Annotated in this window: 14 protein-coding genes and 2 tRNA genes; 6 read left to right on the top strand and 10 right to left on the bottom strand. The window is 36.5% G+C overall.

Annotated features, from left to right (window positions below; translation table 11 throughout):
- Nucleotides 1–6: 6 nt before the first annotated feature.
- Nucleotides 7–3,300, bottom strand: coding sequence for a SusC/RagA family TonB-linked outer membrane protein (locus tag AC6CHH_RS09885; protein ID WP_498282319.1), 3,294 nt, complete (start codon nt 3,298–3,300; stop codon nt 7–9).
- Between the two features lie 408 nt (nt 3,301–3,708).
- Here AC6CHH_RS09885 and AC6CHH_RS09880 point away from each other — a divergent pair, with 408 nt between their 5' ends.
- The gene (locus AC6CHH_RS09880) at nt 3,709–4,575 is read left to right on the top strand and encodes an AraC family transcriptional regulator (protein WP_498282317.1); all 867 of its coding nucleotides are present in this window, start codon (nt 3,709–3,711) and stop codon (nt 4,573–4,575) included.
- Between the two features lie 214 nt (nt 4,576–4,789).
- Here AC6CHH_RS09880 and AC6CHH_RS09875 read toward each other — a convergent pair whose 3' ends face one another.
- The 3 genes from AC6CHH_RS09875 to cdaA all read right to left on the bottom strand — a co-directional run bounded on the left by AC6CHH_RS09875 (nt 4,790) and on the right by cdaA (nt 9,518).
- On the bottom strand, nt 4,790–7,711 hold the full coding sequence (locus AC6CHH_RS09875; RefSeq protein WP_498282315.1) for an FAD-binding and (Fe-S)-binding domain-containing protein: 2,922 nt from the start codon (nt 7,709–7,711) through the stop codon (nt 4,790–4,792).
- A gap of 3 nt (nt 7,712–7,714) precedes the next feature.
- Nucleotides 7,715–8,623: a DUF1338 domain-containing protein gene (locus tag AC6CHH_RS09870; protein WP_498282313.1), complete on the bottom strand. Its 909-nt coding sequence runs from the start codon at nt 8,621–8,623 to the stop codon at nt 7,715–7,717.
- A gap of 100 nt (nt 8,624–8,723) precedes the next feature.
- On the bottom strand, nt 8,724–9,518 hold the full coding sequence (gene cdaA / locus AC6CHH_RS09865) for a diadenylate cyclase CdaA (protein WP_498282311.1): 795 nt from the start codon (nt 9,516–9,518) through the stop codon (nt 8,724–8,726).
- A gap of 106 nt (nt 9,519–9,624) precedes the next feature.
- Here cdaA and AC6CHH_RS09860 point away from each other — a divergent pair, with 106 nt between their 5' ends.
- Entirely contained in the window at nt 9,625–10,341 is a 717-nt protein-coding gene (locus AC6CHH_RS09860) for a pyridoxine 5'-phosphate synthase (RefSeq protein ID WP_498282309.1), read from the top strand.
- A gap of 80 nt (nt 10,342–10,421) precedes the next feature.
- Here AC6CHH_RS09860 and lepB read toward each other — a convergent pair whose 3' ends face one another.
- Genes lepB through AC6CHH_RS09835 form a run of 5 tightly spaced genes read right to left on the bottom strand, consistent with a single transcriptional unit; the run spans nt 10,422 to nt 15,101 of the window.
- Nucleotides 10,422–11,864: a signal peptidase I gene (lepB, locus tag AC6CHH_RS09855; protein ID WP_498282307.1), complete on the bottom strand. Its 1,443-nt coding sequence runs from the start codon at nt 11,862–11,864 to the stop codon at nt 10,422–10,424.
- Nucleotides 11,865–11,867: 3 nt separating this feature from the next.
- Complete coding sequence (gene dapB / locus AC6CHH_RS09850; protein WP_498282305.1) at nt 11,868–12,611, bottom strand: 4-hydroxy-tetrahydrodipicolinate reductase; 744 nt, start codon at nt 12,609–12,611, stop codon at nt 11,868–11,870.
- A gap of 24 nt (nt 12,612–12,635) precedes the next feature.
- A complete protein-coding gene (locus AC6CHH_RS09845; RefSeq protein WP_498282303.1) occupies nt 12,636–13,379 on the bottom strand; it encodes a DUF5683 domain-containing protein in 744 nt (247 codons plus the stop codon).
- Nucleotides 13,379–14,302 (bottom strand): ParB/RepB/Spo0J family partition protein, encoded by a 924-nt coding sequence (locus AC6CHH_RS09840; RefSeq protein WP_498282301.1) that lies wholly within the window; start codon nt 14,300–14,302, stop codon nt 13,379–13,381. The genes AC6CHH_RS09845 and AC6CHH_RS09840 overlap by 1 nt, the downstream gene beginning before the upstream one ends.
- Nucleotide 14,303: 1 nt before the next feature.
- Nucleotides 14,304–15,101, bottom strand: a complete 798-nt coding sequence (locus AC6CHH_RS09835; RefSeq protein ID WP_498282299.1) for a ParA family protein — start codon at nt 15,099–15,101, stop codon at nt 14,304–14,306.
- 216 nt (nt 15,102–15,317) lie between these two features.
- Between AC6CHH_RS09835 and AC6CHH_RS09830 the strand changes: the two genes are divergently transcribed.
- The 4 genes from AC6CHH_RS09830 (at nt 15,318) to AC6CHH_RS09815 (ending at nt 17,052) form a co-directional block, all read left to right on the top strand.
- Nucleotides 15,318–15,839, top strand: a complete 522-nt coding sequence (locus AC6CHH_RS09830; RefSeq protein ID WP_498282297.1) for an NADPH-dependent FMN reductase — start codon at nt 15,318–15,320, stop codon at nt 15,837–15,839.
- Nucleotides 15,840–15,888: 49 nt separating this feature from the next.
- The gene (locus tag AC6CHH_RS09825) at nt 15,889–16,590 is read left to right on the top strand and encodes a 3-keto-disaccharide hydrolase (protein ID WP_498282295.1); all 702 of its coding nucleotides are present in this window, start codon (nt 15,889–15,891) and stop codon (nt 16,588–16,590) included.
- Nucleotides 16,591–16,849: 259 nt separating this feature from the next.
- Nucleotides 16,850–16,924 (top strand) — tRNA-Val (locus tag AC6CHH_RS09820).
- A 50-nt stretch (nt 16,925–16,974) separates the two neighbouring features.
- Nucleotides 16,975–17,052: transfer RNA gene (locus AC6CHH_RS09815), tRNA-Val, on the top strand.
- A 99-nt stretch (nt 17,053–17,151) separates the two neighbouring features.
- On the opposite strand, the gene AC6CHH_RS09810 is transcribed toward AC6CHH_RS09815, so the two are convergent.
- The gene (locus AC6CHH_RS09810) at nt 17,152–19,140 is read right to left on the bottom strand and encodes a putative porin (protein ID WP_498282293.1); all 1,989 of its coding nucleotides are present in this window, start codon (nt 19,138–19,140) and stop codon (nt 17,152–17,154) included.
- Between the last annotated feature and the right edge of the window lie 40 nt (nt 19,141–19,180).

The following is a 19,180-nucleotide window of genomic DNA, read 5'->3' as shown; positions in this document are numbered from 1 at the left end:
ATTTTGTTAAAATCCCAATTGTAATCCAAAAGCCACCGATTTCATTTGTGGGGCATCTTGAAAGTTAAGCACCTCTGGATCAAAGGCATCAAATAAGTTTGTAATTGTAAATAGATTTTGAGCAGAAACGTATACCCTAGCTCGGTTTAGCTTAGCTCTTTCGATTAACGCTTTGGGAAGGGAATACCCAAGGGTGAGCTGTTTGACTCTTAAATAAGCAGCATTTTGTAAATAACCTGATTGAACTTGAGCGTTCCCCCCGTTTCCAAATCTCAAACGAGGGAAATAAGCGTTGGTATTTTCTGGAGTCCAATAATCAGTTGCGTACACAAAAGGTACATTCCATTCACTAGTAAATCCCCAAAAAGCACTATTACCAATCCACGCATCCCGTTTACCTACTCCTTGTAAAAATGTAGTAAAATCAAATCCTTTATAATTTAATCCTAAATTCAGTCCAAACGTATAACGAGGGGTAGAATTTCCTATAATTTTCCTATCGCCAGGACTAGCAACCGTATTGTTTCCGAAATCGATTTCTCCATTTCCATCTAAATCCGCATATTGTACATCTCCGGGTCTCCAAGATCCTCCCCAAAGCTGATCCTGTTTAGGGGCAGAATCCACTTCCTGCTGACTGGTGAAAAAACCAATAGTTTCAAAACCCCATATTTCACCATCTAATTTGCCTTCATACCAATTATTATTAGTAAATAACTTACTCGTATTCAATGGGTATTGAGTAAGTTTCGAATAATTATCAGCCAGAGACAAAAGGATATCATAAGATAAATCATTTTCTAGCCGATCGTTCCAACCCAGGCTAAGCTCCCAACCTTTTGTAACCAAGGTTCCAGCATTCTGATTTGGAGATGAAGTACCCAAAACAGCAGGAAGAGGAACACCTCCCACTAGCATATCTGTTGTACGTCTCTCATACACATCAAAACTACCAGACAATCTACTATTAAGAAAACTAAAATCTAGACCAAAGTTAGTTGATGCTGATTTTTCCCAGGTAAAATTATTACTTACCAATCCTGGAGCTCCTACACCTACTCCGGTTTGATTTCCAAAAACATAACCTATGCTATTATTAATCGGCATAGTAGGTAGATACGGATAAAAATTAGAGGTTGTATACAGAAGATTTTGATTAAAACCTTGGTTTGGTAATTCGCCATAGGACCCTCTTAATTTCAAGTCAGAAATTATATCTCTTGTACCCTCCATAAATCCCTCTTCAGAAATTCTCCATCCGGCTGAAATAGACGGGGTGAACACATATCTTGTATCTGGAGCAAAACGAGATGAACCGTCATAACGGCCATTAACTTCAAGTAGATATTTGTTATTAAAAATATAGTTCAATCGGAACACTGTACCAAAGAGCGCCCATTCATTTTCTGCTCCCGTAACGCTAGGTCGGGGATCATTGTTAAGATTGATTGCCGGTAAAGTAGGATCAACTAGGTTATTAGCAAAAACTCCAATTCTCTTATAATGGCTACTCTCCTGATTTACCCCAAGCATTGCCTTAAAATAATGTTTCTCAGCAAACGTATTTTCATACGTTGCAAAAGCATTAAATGCAAGATAATTATTATTATCTGTTGTTTCTGACACAGAGGAAGGGCTTGTCCAAGGAAACGTTCCTAACAAAATCCCATCGACCCCATATTCTTTGAACGGTATTTGATGACTTTGATTAAAATTGGTATATGTGTTCCAGGTATAATCAGCTGTGACGGTGACATGGTCGATCGGTTTCAAATTTATCCCCCCCGTTAACCAAATATCATTGGAATATCTTTTTCTTTGGCCATTCTGTGCTGCAACTGCAAAAGGATTAGTAAAACTTCCTTGCCCAGAGAAATTTCCATCTGGATGCCTTATCGGCATTATGGGTCTCAAATCACCTGATATCCATCCAGAAGACGTTCCGCCCGTAACTACACCTGCAGCTTCTTTATCACTAATGTGAGTCATGGCAAAATTACCAGTTAAGGTAAGCCAATCAGTCACATCGGAGTTTACCTTTAAACTTGGATTTAACCGTTGGTATTTTTGATCCGCTTCTTTAAATAACCCATCTTGCCCCAAGTAACCAAGTGATGCAATTAAAGAAGTCGAACCCTGACCACCTTGTAAGGAAATATTATGTCTTTGCATAGGAGCCCAGCTAGGATACTGTTCTTTTATCCAATCAGTATTACCTACATAGCGGTATTTTGCTGGATTCCCCGGATCAACGTATACGGGTAAATTATTTACAGGGTCATTAAAATAGGCAACGGTGCGAATAGAATCTTCCTCCGTAAAAATTTCGGATGCAGTAGTCCCTCCATCTCTCTGGCCATTTCGGTTTGCCTCGCGATGCATATTTACATAATCAACAGAGTTGATGTATTCTGCCATTCTTGTCGGTCTGGACGTAGTAAACTCTCCTGAATAGCTTATTTGAGGCTTTTGATTTTTAGGCCTTTTGGTCTGAATCAAAATTACTCCGTAAGCAGCCCTGCCTCCGTAAATTGCTGCCGCAGCAGCATCCTTTAAAACAGTTACGCTTTCAACATCAGATGGATCAATTGAATTTGGATCCCGCTGTACGCCATCAATTAAAACGAGTGGAGTCGCAGTACCACCATTAATTGAACCGGTACCCCTAATATTAAAAGAAGAGCCGGTACCAGGTTTACCATTTGCAGATGAAATGTTTAAATTGGGAACCAAACCTTGTAATCCTTGGCCAAGATTTGCGATTGGTCGATCAGCAAGCCTTTTAGCGCTTACTGTTGATACCGCTCCTGTCAAATTCTCTTTTTTCTGAGAACCATATCCAACGACCACAACTTCTTCCAAATCACTTGTTAAATCTTGGAGCACAATCTCCAAATTTGCATTTTCGTTAACCAATTTTTCCATATTGGCATAACCGATCATAGAAAAGACGAGTGTTACATTATCACTAGTCGATTTCAGACTGAAATAGCCTTTCTCATCTGTCACCGTTGCAACTTGAGTTCCCTTAACAACAACACTCACACCAGGTAATATGTCTCCTTTAGAATTCTTAACAACCCCACTAATTACGATATCATCCATTCTAATTAAAGGATTGGTTATTAAAGATCTTTCGGATCCTAAAACCTCATGACCAACAGTAGTTGCCACTGTAGTAGAGGCTTTCACACTGGAGCCCCATATGAATATTGAAATCAAAAAGAACTGGAAGAACCAGCTATCGCCTAAAGGCTGGTATTTCAATTGATTGCTATTGTTTCTTTGTTTTTTACGCATTTAAGCTGAAATTAAAATGTTTCCAATTGTATTATTAAACGATAAAATTATTTACTTAAAAGTCTCATTTACAGTTATTAGCATAGAATAAAAGTCTTAATCAAGGTAACTAAAGACTCCTATTAAGGACACCTTTCTTGTTAAAGGACCTACAGCTAGCAACTGGCATACTTATCTATTTATTTATTAACATATCTTTTCGTTGAAATCATAATTTTGAAAATTGTATTTAGGTTTACATTTAGGAGATGCTTATAGGATCACGACCCGACTTCACATCATGCATTTCTCAAAATTACTGATTCTGAAAAATCATATATCAATTATATTGGCATTTCATTAAGTTATGTTGGCAGAAAATATAGAAAATTCGAAGAATTTACTGTAACTTAATAGACTAATTAAAAAATGAAACCGCAATTCCTAAAAGTAGAACCAAACTTGTCTCACTCATTTAGTGTGCGAAGAGACCTTGTTCCTTATAAAAACAATCATTGGCATTATCACACAGAGTTAGAATTAATCCATTTTGGAACTGGATCTGGCACTCAGTTTATCGGAGATGATATATCACGTTTCAAAAATGGAGATGTTTTGTTATTAGGGGCTAACCTTCCTCATTACTGGCGATTTGACGAATCTTATTTTGATAATGGAAATTCCATGGCAGATGTACGTGTTGCTCACTTCAACGAATGTTTCTGGGGAGAAACCTTTCTTAACCTCCCAGAAAATCGGGAAATTAAAAGTTTATTAAAAAGGGCTAAGCTAGGCATTCAGTTAGAAGGAAAAGCCAAAACTCACATTGCCAAACAATTAGAAAAAATAATCAATTGCGATGGTCCCCAGCGTTTGCTTCTGTTGTATGAAATTCTATTTTTTCTCTCAACAACAGATGAATACTCATTCCTTTCCAACATAGAATATAATCTTAATTTAGAAGACAAAGAAAAAGATCGCATCAATAAAGTGTACAACTTTACATTGACTAACTTCAGACAAAAAATTTCTTTAAACGATGTTTCTGATTTCGCAGATATAAGTATTAACTCATTCTGTCGTTTCTTTAAATCCAAAACTGGCAAAACCTACAGCAAATTTTTAATAGAGATAAGAATCGGGCATGCTTGCAAATTATTGATTGAAAATAAGATGAATGTTAAAGAATTATGTTATGAAAGTGGTTTTAATAACTTCGCAAGTTTCCACAAATATTTTAAACAAATAACCAAGATGAGTCCGTTAGCTTATCGTAAGAAATACCTAAATAGTTAAACAATGTTGTTCGGGAATTTAATCAATTCCTAGTGCTCTTGCCGGAGTACTTTTGCTCCATTTATTTAGTCTGAAATTAAATTTTCACAAGATAATTAGTTGAATTAAAGCGGTAAACACCATAATTAGTTCCTTATCGATAGAGTATTAAATATGAGAAGCTACTTTTTTAGTCAACTTTGAGCTTAATTAAGTGTTCAAAAAATGGAAAAACTTATACTAAGGCTTGGTATAAAATCTCTATGGGGTGTTTTGCTTTTTGCGCGCAACCATCCATTATTTGATGCCTACAACTAGAACCTGGTGCAGCAATTATTGTATTGTGTGCCTTTGCCCTTACCGTAGGAAAAAGAACCAATTCTCCAATCTGCATTGAAAGTGCATAATGATCCTTTTCATAACCAAACGACCCGGCCATTCCGCAACAACCCGATGGTATAGTCTGAATGTGGTATTGTCTTGGAATTGCCAAAACTTTCGCAACCGTTGGTTGGATTCCCCATGCTTTTTGTTGGCAATGCCCATGCAAAAGAATGTCAACTTTCTTATCTTCAAATTGACTTGAGGAAATATTTCCGGCTAAGTATTCTTCATAAATAAACTCTTCAATGCATAAGGCTAAAGGAGCAATCCGGTTAGATTCTTCAATCAATTCGCGGTCCACTAAATCAGGATATTCATCCCTAAAGGTTAAAATCGTCGAGGGTTCAACAGCCACTAATTTTGTTTGATTATCCAAACAGTTTGCAAAAATTTTAACATTTTTATTGGCCAATATTTTTGCCTCTCTTAATAATCCCTTTGAAATCAGCGCTCTGCCAGAAGATTCATGAGAAACCATTAATACTCTATACCCTAAAGCTTCAAGTAACAAAATAGCTTGTTTACCAATTTCAACATCATTAAAGTTGGTGAATTCATCACAAAAAAAATAAACCGATTTTGCTGTTTTATTCCCCTCTATAACCGGTTTAACTTTATTGATAAACCAAGAGCGTAAACTTATCGATGAAATTTTGGGTACAGAGCGATACTTTGAAAATCCCATTAGCCCATTTATCCAGGAACTGGTAATTTTGTTACTGATTAAAGCATTATATACCCCAGCAAAAGGCTGAATGAGTTTGGTCAGTCCATCCACATGAGCAACCATACGCGAGCGAATAGGAACGCCATGGCTATCATAGTAAGCTTGTAAAAATTCTGCCTTAAGTTTAGCCATATCCACACTAGAAGGGCATTCAGATTTACATGCCTTACAACTCAAACAGAGATCCATCACCTGTTTAATCTCAATATGATCAAATGGGTTTTCCTTTGGAGAATTGGTTAACATTTCCCTTAGGATATTGGCTCTAGCCCGTGTTGTATCCTTTTCATTTTTTGTGGCCATGTACGAGGGACACATTGTCCCACCTGATAGATGCGTTTTTCGACAATCGCCTGATCCATTACATTGTTCAGTATGCTGTAAAATTGTTTGACTCGCAAAACGGAACACAGTATTTATGGTTTTTGGTTGATCCGATGGCTTATAACGCAAAGAATGATCCATTCTAGGAGCATTCACAATTTTTCCAGGATTAAAAATATCATGGGGATCCCAATTATTCTTTATTTGCTTAAGCAAATCGTAATTATGATCACCAATCATCAATGGGATGAATTCAGCTCGTAGTCTTCCATCACCATGTTCTCCACTTAGCGAACCCTTGTATTTCTTTACCAAAAGAGCAATCTCATATGCAATCTCTCTAAACAGTTGATTACCCTGCTGAGTTTTCAAATTTATGATAGGGCGCAGATGAAGTTCTCCTGTTGCTGCATGCGCATAATGTACTGCATACAGATTATATTTCTTTAGTATAACATTGAATTCTTCAATATATGCCGGTAAGTCCTCTACACGTACAGCAGTATCTTCGATAACTGAGACAGGTTTCTTGTCCCCTGGTATATTATTAAGTAAACCTAAGCCTGCCTTACGCAAATCCCATACTTTTTTCTTATCCTTACCCAAAACCATTGGAAAATGATATCCCAAACCACTGGTTCTCATATCCTGCTCAATACTTTTGGCCTTTTGCAAAATTTCTTGCTCATCAATTCCCTCTAATTCCAGAATTAATATTGCCTGTGGGTTTCCTTGAAGGAAAAAGCGATTTTTGGATTGCCCTAGATTAGATTTGGTACATTCCAGGATATAATGATCCATTAATTCACTTACCAATGGGTTGTGTTTTAAGGCAATTAAGTTTGCCTGTAATGCATCCTCAAGACTGGCAAAATGAACACACAGCAATCCAGTAGGTAATTTGGATAGTGTGTTCAAATGAAGTTTAATTGATCTGATAAGCGCCAGTGTGCCTTCTGATCCGCACAAGAGTTTACAAAAATTAAAAGCTTCCCCTCCCGCCGTAAACGGATCTGTTTCAAGTAAAATATCTAGTGCATAGCCAGTGTTTCTTCTTTTTATAGAACTTGCAGGAAATTCCTTTCGGATTTTTTGTTGATTTGAGTAATTCCCTAATATACTTCGAATCTGCTTATACAATTGACCTTCCAGATCTCGTTGATCACATTTTTTAGAAAAGGTTTCAAAATCCAAAGGTTCAAATTTAACCTGGGAACCGTCGCTCAGAATAACTTCCATTTCCAAAGCATGATCCCGTACGCTCCCATAAATTAAAGAGTTTGATCCGCAAGAATTGTTACCAACCATCCCGCCAATCATCGCCCGATTAGCCGTCGATGTTTCTGGACCAAAGTATAGATTATAAGGTTTTAAAAATAGGTTCAATTCATCCCGAATCACTCCTGGTTGAACTTTGACCCAATTTTCTTGGATATTTAATTCTAATATTTTGGTGAAATATTTAGATATATCAACTACAATTCCAGAGCCAACGACTTGGCCTGCTAAGGACGTTCCTGCTGCACGAGGAATCAAGGAGGTCTTATATTTCAAGGCAAAATGAATCAACAATTTTAAATCATGATCATCCCGAGGATAAGATACTGCCAAGGGCAACTCCCGATATGCAGATGCATCTGTTGCATATAACAGACGCATCTTTTGGTCCCAATAAATTTCACCGTGCATTTCTTGAGAAAGCAGGGCCAATTCTGCATCCATTTTTTAAGATCCTTTGATTTGAGTTGTGTAAGTACTTTCGAAAATTTTATCAGCATTATTGGTTTCAAAACCCTCCCTTCTGTGTTTTGCTTCTATTTCATCTTTACCTAACTGCTGAAACTCAGGCAATACACCCCTCTCGGCAAACTCTACATAGCTCCCTGCTATTTTCAAAGTTTTTCCGTCTGAAAATTTCGCATCATATAAAGCGGACACGGTACTGCTTTGTCTTAATAACCCATCTCCACTTGTTTTAATTTTACCCCCTGAGCTATTAAGCTTAATACCTATACCTTCCAAAAATTCGTTAAATTCTTCTAAGGTATTATACCCGTCTTTTAATTCATGAATGCTGATGGTATAGTGATTCAGATAATAACGGTTATATATCACCCACGCTGCATACTCGCTCTCTGCTAATAATAATTCATATTCATCTGAATTTGGTAAATCCCATAAAGGTTTTTGAAGAAATTGTGCAAGTTCCCTTCCATCGCTTAGATTCAATTTATTCACTGGATCTTCCGTGATTTTAGCAGTATATTTATAAATTATATCTTGAGATTGTTTGCTTAATTCGTGAACCCTCAACTCGGAGACAAATATTCTGGGGTGAATTGGATTTTCAGGCGCATACCAATAGGCATCTAACTTCTTACCCTCAAAGTAAAAATAATCTTTCTTGGAATATCCCAAAGCCAAAAATATTTTCTCAAAAGAAGCAATTCCCAAATTAGCCACTCCTAAAGTTCGGAAGGCAATATGATCATTAACAATATCGGATTGTTTCTCGATCACTCCATTCTGAAGTAAAGCATTAGTAATTTTATCTACATCAGAAACATGTTCTCGATAGTGCTCAAAGAGATCATTTAGCACGAGATCAATTGGTTTTTTTTCATCGAAATGCATAATCAAAAATTTAGCAGTAATTTGAATAAAGTTATCGAAAAAATCGAAAACAAAAACAATTATTCGAATAAAAACATATTTAAGGAAATAATATTCAGATCTACAATTCCTCAGTAAGGATTTTCTGAAGTTCTTCAGCTGTCAAATTCATATTGATATTCCCATCTTTTGCAAAAGATATCTCACCTGTTTCTTCCGAAACAATAACCGCGACAGCTTCCGAAACCTCCGTCACACCAATCGCAGCCCGATGACGAAGACCAAATTGAGGGGGTAGATCTTCACTATCTGATAAGGGTAATACAGAACTTGCTGTCATAATCCTAAAATCAACCACAATCACTGCTCCATCGTGCAATGGGGAATTCTTAAAAAAAATAGATTCCAATAATCGTTTAGAAATAGGAGCATCTATTGTCGTTCCACTGGTTTGATAATATTCTTCATCGAAGTACCTAGAAAAGACCAATAATGCTCCTGTTTTAGACCGTGACATATTCTGACAGGCTTCAACAATAGGGCGTATATATTCCGAATTATCTCGATGACTCGCTTTCTTGGTGCCAAATATTGTCCAAAAAAATTTCTTCCGACGTAATGAAATGTTTTTACCAATATGCAACAAAAATCTTCTGATTTCCTGTTGGAATACGACAATTAATGCAATGGATCCTACAGAAATAAAACCTCCAAAAATCTCACTCAACAGTCTCATCTCCATTTGCTTTACCACCAGGTAAATACCATAGAACAGACCGACACCAATCAGGATGTTAACTGCAATGGTGCCTTTTATTAAGCTATACACGTAATAAATAATAATTGCAACCAGCAATATATCTATGAAATCAAGAAGCCTAAAGCCACTTAAGAGATTGAGATCCAGTCCATCCATATTAGATGCAATTTAGAAAAATTATCCATTGATTTGTTCATATAAAATCAGAATTTCATAGGAAATTGGTTTATTAAAACAGTATTTTTGTAAAAACGGTTAAGCGATGACTAAACTATCAGTAAATATCAACAAGATTGCCACCTTGCGAAATTCTCGTGGTGGAAACATACCGAATGTTCTCCATGCGGCTTTGGCATGTGAACGTTTTGGTGCCCAGGGTATAACTGTACACCCAAGACCCGATGAACGCCATATCCGATATCAAGATGTATACGATTTAAAAGCTAATATAAAAACAGAATTCAATATAGAGGGAAATCCCCTCGAAACAAAATTTGTTGAGCTCGTTTTGGCGAACACACCGACCCAAGTCACCTTAGTTCCAGATGCACTTGGGCAAATTACTTCAAACCATGGCTGGGACACCATAACTCATCAACACTATTTGAGGGATACTGTAAAATTATTCCAGGATCATGGGATTCGCGTTTCTGTTTTTATAGACCCAATAGAAGATATGGTTGAGGCTGCGGCAGAAACTGGTGCTGATCGAATTGAGCTTTATACTGAAGCATTTGCCCAAGAGTATGATTTTAAAAAAAAGGAAGCTATTGAACCTTATATTCAAGCTGCACTTAAAGCAAGAGAGGTTGGTTTGGGATTAAATGCGGGACATGATTTGGATTTAAATAATCTTCAATTTTTCAACCAAAACATCCCCGATTTATTAGAAGTGAGCATTGGACATGCTTTGATTGCAGATGCCTTATACTTGGGCTTAGAAGAAACTATTAAACGCTATTTGGAGGCTTTAGCCTGATTGACTCTCATAAAAAAACGGGAAACAAATTTTATTTATTTCCCGTTTTTTTTATGCCTATTAAAATGGAATAACCATGTTTAGTTAATTTCTTTGAAGATTCTATTCCACCTAATTTTCGAGAGAAATGAACCATCCTTATCCCAACTCAACCAAGTAAATAATGCCTTTCCTACGATATGATTTTCAGGAACAAACCCCCATCCTCTTGAGTCTAACGAATTGTGCCTATTATCACCCATCATCCAATAATAATCCATATTAAAGGTATAGCTGTTCGTTTTTTGTCCATTAATATAATAGCCATCCTGTTTTTGTTCAAAGGTGTTACCCTCATACACACTTATAGCACGTTCATAAAGTGGAACAGTTAAACTATCAAGCTGAACGGTCCACCCTTTTGAAGGAATGGTAATGGGTCCAAAATTATCATAGTTCCAAATCAGGCCATTGGTATAATGCGGGAAAGCAATAAAATTCGGATCAGAGCTTCCTGTTTCATACACAATTTCCTTAAATTCTTTAATGCTGGACCAGCTTTTCACCTGAGCGGCTTCCTCTTTAGTCATATGCATACCGTACACTCCACGGCTAGGGTCAGTATATAATAGATCCATGTCTACCCTCATATCTAAAAGTTTCTGCATATTCAGGCCATTTGGTTCCGTAATAGCCAAATAGTTTGTCTGGAACTCCTCGTTCGTAAAGGCGGGTTCTCCATTGACAAATAGATTAGTTCTTTCCATGGAGATAACATCTCCAGGTAATCCGACACATCGCTTGATGTAATTTTCTCTCTTATCAACGGGTCTATTATAAGGTGCATCCGCCTCCATGGGATAATTGAAAACAACTACATCATTTCGTTTAATTTCCTGAAAACCAGGGAACCTTTTATAGGGAACCTTTATCGCCTCTGAGTACGCCTTGCCACCAGTGATTGGCATGGTATGATGTGCAAAAGGGAAGGCAATCGGGGTCATGGGAACGCGTGGGCCGTAATTCAATTTGCTTACAAACAAAAAGTCCCCAACTAATAAGCTTCTCTCCATTGAGCCTGTAGGAATCATATAGGCCTCGATTAAGAAACCCCTAATCAAAGTGGCCGCAACCGTTGCAAAGATGATAGCATCAGCCCATTCTCTTGCTGCGGATTTCTTATATGTGTATTTTTTCTTAAATTCCTCAGATGTAGGTTGACCTAAGTATTTTACATTTGAGTCCCTTCCCCAGATCGGAAGAACTATAAATGGAACCAACACAGCGGCAGCATTTTCCCAAAAGCGTCTCTTACCAAAAGCTTTGATTAAATTCAAAAACAAATCATAGAACACAAATACATTCACGATAGGAATTAAGAGCAGTATGACCCACCATGTTGGTCTACCCACGAGTTGTGCCATAACATATTGACCATAAAAAGGAACAATAGCTTCCCATCCCTGCTTACCTGCTTTTTTATACAAAAGATATAAGCCGTATAGCGATCCAATGAGAAAAATTACGAAGAATATATACCACATATTTTATTTATTAAAATCAAACATTTCTGTAACTTGGAAAAATCCTTTCTTTCCAAAAAGCCATTCTGATGCAATTACAGCACCTAATGCAAAACCTTCTCGGCTGTGAGCGGTATGCTTAAATTCGATCTGATCGACTTCCGAACTATAAAGTACAGTATGTGTACCAGGCACCTCCTCAATACGTAAACTTTCAATTAACAATTCATCAGATTTAGGTATTACTTCATTTCTTGAACCTTCAACTGAGTTTACCCACTTTTTCTTACTGTCAGTATTTTCAATAATTCCTTCGGCGATGGTTATTGCTGTTCCGCTTGGCGCATCCAATTTATGGATATGATGAATTTCCTCGACTTGAACATCATATTGTTTGTATGGATTAATAGCCTGGGCGAGCATTCTATTAACGTGAAAGAATATATTTACGCCAATACTAAAATTTGATCCATATAATAGAGATTGGTCAGAACTCAAGCAATTTTCCTTTACTTTATCTAAATGTTCGTACCAACCCGTCGTTCCGACCACCAGAGGCAGGTTAGCCAGAAAACATAGTTTGATATTTTCTAAAGCAGCTGCAGGTGTACTAAAATCAATAGCCATATCAGCCTGTGATAAATCTTCGGGCTCAATAGACTCTCTATTTTTATCGTCAACAATCAAAACCACCTCATGCCCTCTTTTCAAGGCAAAGCGCTCGATTAGTTGTCCCATTTTTCCATATCCCAATAAAACAATTTTCATACTTAGCAAAATAGGTTATTAATATTATTTAATGGTCATTGTCATTTTCAGACCAGGAGTAAACATACTGCCGGAAAACCCACTCATTGGGGTTCTATATGCGAGGTTCGGTAACATTGTTGGGGATATTTTGAATGACAAATCATTGCTAATATTCCATCTATTTTTTAAAATCGAATCCACATAAGCTTCGACAACGTTTAAGCCATACCATCCAAGTGTTACCAAAATTGTCAAATCTCTATTACGTCGAGCGTAATCCTTTTGTTGAACCAAACCTTCAAGTGACCAATTTGAGTCCATACCCAAGACACCATCAGAGCCCTGTCCAAATTCTTCCCGATATTTAAGTTCATCTAAAAACAAATCATAATACCATTGCCAGTAACTAACTACAAAATAAGAGGCCGTAAATCCACCGTAAATGACAGGGACTTTGATCCACCATAAACCACCATTAGTATGCTGTCCCCAACCAGGTAAAATTAATGATCTTTTCCAAGCCACCCGTGAGATTCGCTCAATTTCAAGACGAGCCGAGTCTTTCAGAATATCTTTATAATAAAATTTATCCCGCTCCTTTTGAGCCTTTTCACGTGCTTTTCTCTCAGCTTTAGTTTCTTTTTTTGAAGTATCTTGGTCAGCCTTTTCCTTTATTGAATCTTGAAGGATAACCCGCTTACTGGAATCAGGAATTGTATCCTGTACCTGTCCAGATGCACAGCAGAAGGAAATCAATAATCCAAATAGCAGTATGATTCTATTCATTACCAATCAAGCAATTCAAGTATACGACTTAGATCGTCTTCAGAGTTAAATGGTATTTCAATTGCCCCTTTACCCTTTGCAGTTTTCACGTTAAGTTTAACCCTTGTCGCAAATTTAGACGCTAAATCATCTTCAATTTTTTGGAATTGAAAAGCTAAAGGAGTTTCCTTTTTGGCTCCTTTTTGTTTTTTTTCCTTAGCCTGTTGAACTTCTCTGACCAATTGTTCGGCTTTGCGAACAGAAAGACCCCTTTCAACAATTTGTTGGAAAATATATAGTTGCTTTTCAACTTCACCTACATTAATCAATGCCCTAGCATGCCCCATGGAAAGATCCCCATCTCGAATTGCCGCCTGTATTACAGGAGGAAGTTTCAATAAACGAAGGTAATTGGTTACTGTAGATCTATTTTTACTAACTCGATCTCCGAGCTCCTCTTGTTTTAGGCTGCATTCTTCGATCATACGTTGAAAACTTAACGCAATTTCTATCGCATTTAAGTTTTCCCGTTGAATATTTTCGATTAATGCCATTTCCAACATTTGTTGGTCATTAGCAGTCCTTACATATGCTGGAACCTCAGTAATACCGGCCAGTTTAGAAGCTCTCAAACGGCGTTCACCACTGATCAGTTGATATTCATGTTTAGCAACCTGACGAACTGTAATGGGTTGAATTAAACCTTGTAACTCAATCGACACGGCAAGCTCACGAAGGGATTGCTCGTCAAAATCAGTTCGAGGTTGAAATGGATTTATGGAAATTTGCTCTACTTTAATAAAATTTATACTACCGGCAGGAGAGCTGGGTGTCTTAACTGAGGTGGCTGCAGAAGCTGAGGCATAATCGCTCTTAACATCGTCCTGCTGTAATAAAGCACCCAGACCTTTTCCCAAACCTGTTTTGCGCTGTTGTGCTGCCATATTATGCTGTTACTGTTTGCGTATTTTCTTTTAATAATCCATTTTTCTGCAAAATCTCCCTTGCGAGATTCAAATAATTGATCGCACCTTTACAGGAAGCATCGTGCATAATTACGGAAATTCCAAAACTAGGCGCTTCACTTAATCTTGTATTACGTTGAATTATAGTGTCGAATACCAAATCATTAAAATGTGTTCTTACCTCTTCAACAACTTGATTAGACAACCTCAAACGAACATCATACATAGTCAATAGGATGCCCTCGATTTCTAAAGCTATATTCAAACGGCTCTGAACAATTTTAATTGTATTCAACAATTTGCCTAAACCTTCCAAAGCAAAATATTCACACTGTACAGGAATAATAACCGAATTAGAAGCAGTCAGGGCATTAATGGTAATTAATCCAAGTGATGGAGAACAGTCGATAATAATGAAATCATAATCATCTTGAATCGACTCCATCAATTTTTTCATCTTGAATTCACGTTCCTCCAAATTAATCATTTCGATTTCAGCACCGACAAGGTCAATATGTGCTGGTAGCAAATCTAAATTTGGTGTATCTGTATGTTGAATAGCATCTTTAGGATCCAAGTCGTTAACCAAACATTCATAAATGCTTGCCTTTATACTTCGAGGATCGAAGCCAATGCCCGAAGTCGAGTTTGCCTGTGGATCTGCATCTACCAGAAGTGTTTTATATTCCAACACGGCTAGACTAGCTGCAAGATTGATAGAGGTTGTTGTTTTGCCTACTCCCCCTTTTTGATTGGCTATGGCAATAATTTTTCCCATTTTGATTCCTCAGATTATGAAAACTAATTTGTAGTTAATACAAACGCATTTCGATCCGCAAATTACTACACCTTAATGATATTAGACTCTTAAATGATGTTAAATTTGCTAATTTTGGAACGAAACTCTATCTACTAACTCAGGAAGCTAAGATACAAAAATAGATTTAGGTATAGATATAGTTCTAACATGCTTTTTATAAGTAACATAAAGACAATGAATTTAATTATCTCCGGAACAAACAGGAAACACTCAAACTCTCTCAAACTAGCAGAGTTTTATCAGAAACAATTACACAAAAAGGGAGAGGATTTTGATATAATGTCCTTAGAGGATCTACCTGCAGATATAATTGCGACTGATTTATATGGCAATAGAAGTGCAGAATTCGCTGAAATTCAAGAAAAAGTATCACACGCAAAAAAATTCGTGTTTATCATACCTGAATATAATGGAAGTTACCCTGGTGTATTAAAAATATTTATTGATGCATGTTCATTTCCAAGTTCATTCCATCATAAAAAAGCAGTTCTTGTTGGCCTTTCTTCAGGGAAATATGGGAACATCCGCGGTGTAGATCATTTCACAGGAGTATGTAATTACCTTAGAATGTATGTTTTACCATTAAAAATCCATATTCCACAAATTCAAACAGAATTAAATACACATCAGGAGTTCGAAGATCCATTAACACTGAAATTTGTCATGGAACAAATCGAGGAGATTGTACGGTTTTAAACCCGAAAAAATTATATCTTAGTTTCTCATAATCTAATCCCTAAAAACAATGTGTAGATTAATTCAATCTAGTTTTTTAATCCTTTCAATTCTATTTATTACCTCATGTCATCAAAATAAAGGGGAATCAACCGAGTGGGCACCACTATTCAACGAGAAAACATTAGAAGGTTTGCATGTATACAATAAAGGCAATACGGAATCTAAATGGAAAGCGCTCGATGGCCAGTTACTTTGCGATCCTAAAAGCAGTGGCATCTTCGGTGATATTATTACTGATCAAGAATATGAGAATTTCGATCTAAAATTTGAATATAAAGTAAATAAGGGCGGAAATAGTGGCGTATTTATTAATGTACAAGAAGATAGCATTTACGCTGCAACATTTTCGACTGGTTTAGAAATGCAATTACTTGACAACCTAAATTCAGAACCAAGACATCAAGTGGATTCTACACATTGGTCTGGTTGCCTGTATTCTGTGGATTGCGTGTCGAGTAATTCCAAACCCAAACCTTATGAGCAATGGAACTCAGCTAGAATAAAACAACATAATGGAGAGGTCACTTATTGGCTTAATGGTGAAATAACTTTTCAGGACCATATCAACCGGACTGAATTTAAAAAGAAAGTGGCAGTAAGTAATATGAAAAATTATCCTGCTTTTGGCACATTTAGCAAAGGCAAAATCGCCTTCCAAAATCATACAGATTCAGTACTATTCAGAAATATACAAATAAAAGTACTGTAACAAATGAGGTTGAATTATCATCTCCTGTTCAGAGAATCAATCGAGCTGAAATTTATAAATGTTCCGACCAAATAGAAATTCGATTTTACAAAATGATAGGTTGACCGACTTAACTAAAAAACGTATCAGTTCAATTGCAAAACAAAGTAAGTTTATCTAATTGGCTTTTAATAATTTGCTTAAAAAAAGAGAAAAATTTCAATAAAATATTTTGTAAATCAGATTTAAGACCTATATTTGCACACCGCAATAGGGAAAAGGAGAATTAGCTCAGCTGGTTCAGAGCATCTGCCTTACAAGCAGAGGGTCACTGGTTCGAACCCAGTATTCTCCACAATAAACAGTAAAAGTTTAAAAACTTTTTGAAATACTTGAAAGATCAATGGAGAATTAGCTCAGCTGGTTCAGAGCATCTGCCTTACAAGCAGAGGGTCACTGGTTCGAACCCAGTATTCTCCACCATTTAAAAAGCATCAATTTTTGATGCTTTTTTTGTTTCATATCTTTTTCAGATGGTGCTCACTAGAACTTGTGAATAAATTAGCCTTAATTATTCCTCAATTAATCATAAAATTTCCAAGAAACTCCAAATCTTAAAAAAGCGGGATTCATTGGGTAGCGCCTAACCGAATAGTAACCTCTTGGATAAATATTTTGGTTCGCAAAATTATAACTTAAAAACAAATTCACTCTATCAATATTGGCTGTCAACCAAAAATCAACAATTGGGTAGGTAGAAAATTCAATCGGCTGGCTGCTGTTATAAAACTGCCCCGCATTTATAGCATAATTAGGGTTATTAAATGGTGTATTGAATCTTACATCCATACCAATCCTGAAATCCATTACTTTATATAAAATATTCGCATAATATAGACTATGCCATGTATACAATTCAGGGGTAGCAAGTACATCCATTGCCTCTGATTTCTGGTAAACCACTAAATTGTCAAAGTGAAACTTACGAAACTTGAAATTTTGACCAATCGAAACTTTTAATAAATTCAGGGAGCCAAATTGGGTTGGGTCAATTATTTTTGATTGAATGACAACGTTCCCTGGATTATCTCTTTCCTTAAAGTATGTGTAGTTATTCATTAAAAAGTATTCCACTTTACCAGAAAACCCAATTTTACTATTGGTATATGAAAAAGACAGATTTTGAGTCTTAATCTTTTCCAAACTAAGAGAATCCTGATTCCAGCTATGATAGGAAAGGTTTGCATTTTCGTAAATCATCTCGGGGGATTTATTTTGAGAATATGCCCCCACTCGTATCTTTCCAATAGACTCGCTAAGATGGATATCTGCATAAGCATGGTAAATAAAATCACCAAAATTCCTTCCTAAAATAATTTGGTTTGCAGAGAAATTAACATCGACCTTATCACTAAATTTATAGCCTATAGCTCCTTTTACCATACTGTTTTGATAAAATTTGCTCATTATAGAATCAGCATACCAAATTAAATCATTCTGAAAACCCAACTCTACTTTCGCTTCATTTTTCATGCTTTTCCCACGCAAATAAAAACTGTAATTAAAATCATTAGAGATGGTTGTGACTTTAGTGGTATCGTGAACTTCAATTAGGTTATTAAATGGAAGCGCATTGTATAAATCCGCCTGGTTTTTAAAAAAGATATACTTCTGCTGACGGAATCTGGAATTATGTGAGATTACATTAGTAGGATGGATTTCTGCATCAGGTCCCTCTCCACTAACAGTATCTATCCTTCCAAGGAAATAAGATTGACGAAGAAAAAAACCTAAATCCTTCCATTTGTTGAAAGGCCTGTTGGCTTGCCCACCATCTAATCTTACAGGGTAACGTGATGGAGAATTATTATCTGAGGTATCTCTGAAAACAGTATCATTTAAAATAGAACCATTTTCTGTAGCATCTAAGGTGTTAAAGGTCACATTAGAGAGTAAATTATACCGTTTATTTGGTGATTCATACCAAGCGAAAACAGCACCTTTACGATCACTATATTGTTGATTGTTATAATACCCGTCCGTATTGGTCGCATGATATTCAGCACCTATATTTAAATTGGGGTTTATATTTTGTGCCAGTTTCGCTCTAAAGACCTGGTCATCAAAAAAAAATCCGACAGCATACAATTCCGAATACCGAGCTCGAGCTCGGTAGTATTGGATTGAATCAGGATGCACTAAATAGCGCTCTAAAGCATGGAATCCAGATTGAAAACCGATAGTTTTATTTGGGTTGAAGAGTAAGTCACGTGTTGCTAGTCCATAAGAACCTAAATTAACGGATGGATCCCATGGAAGATTTTGTTTGTTATAATACTGAAAATTAACATGAGAGGTATCTATCTGGAAAGTTTTGGTCATTTTACTCATCGTTGCTAGATTTGTATAGCGAACGAATTTTGCTGTAAACACAACAGAATCTTTTTTATTATCTTCTTTTGCCCTGGCAGAATCTAAGGCTGAGCTAAACTCTTCTTCAACCTGTGCCCGAAGCTCCGGGGCAAAGCCCAATAATACAAGAACAAACAACAATCTATACAGTAGACTCATGAAGGATAGCAACAAAATTTATATCTCCAAAAATAATGCA

This window comes from Sphingobacterium sp. GQ94 (assembly GCF_059758715.1).
This window is presented reverse-complemented; position numbering and strand designations above follow the sequence as displayed.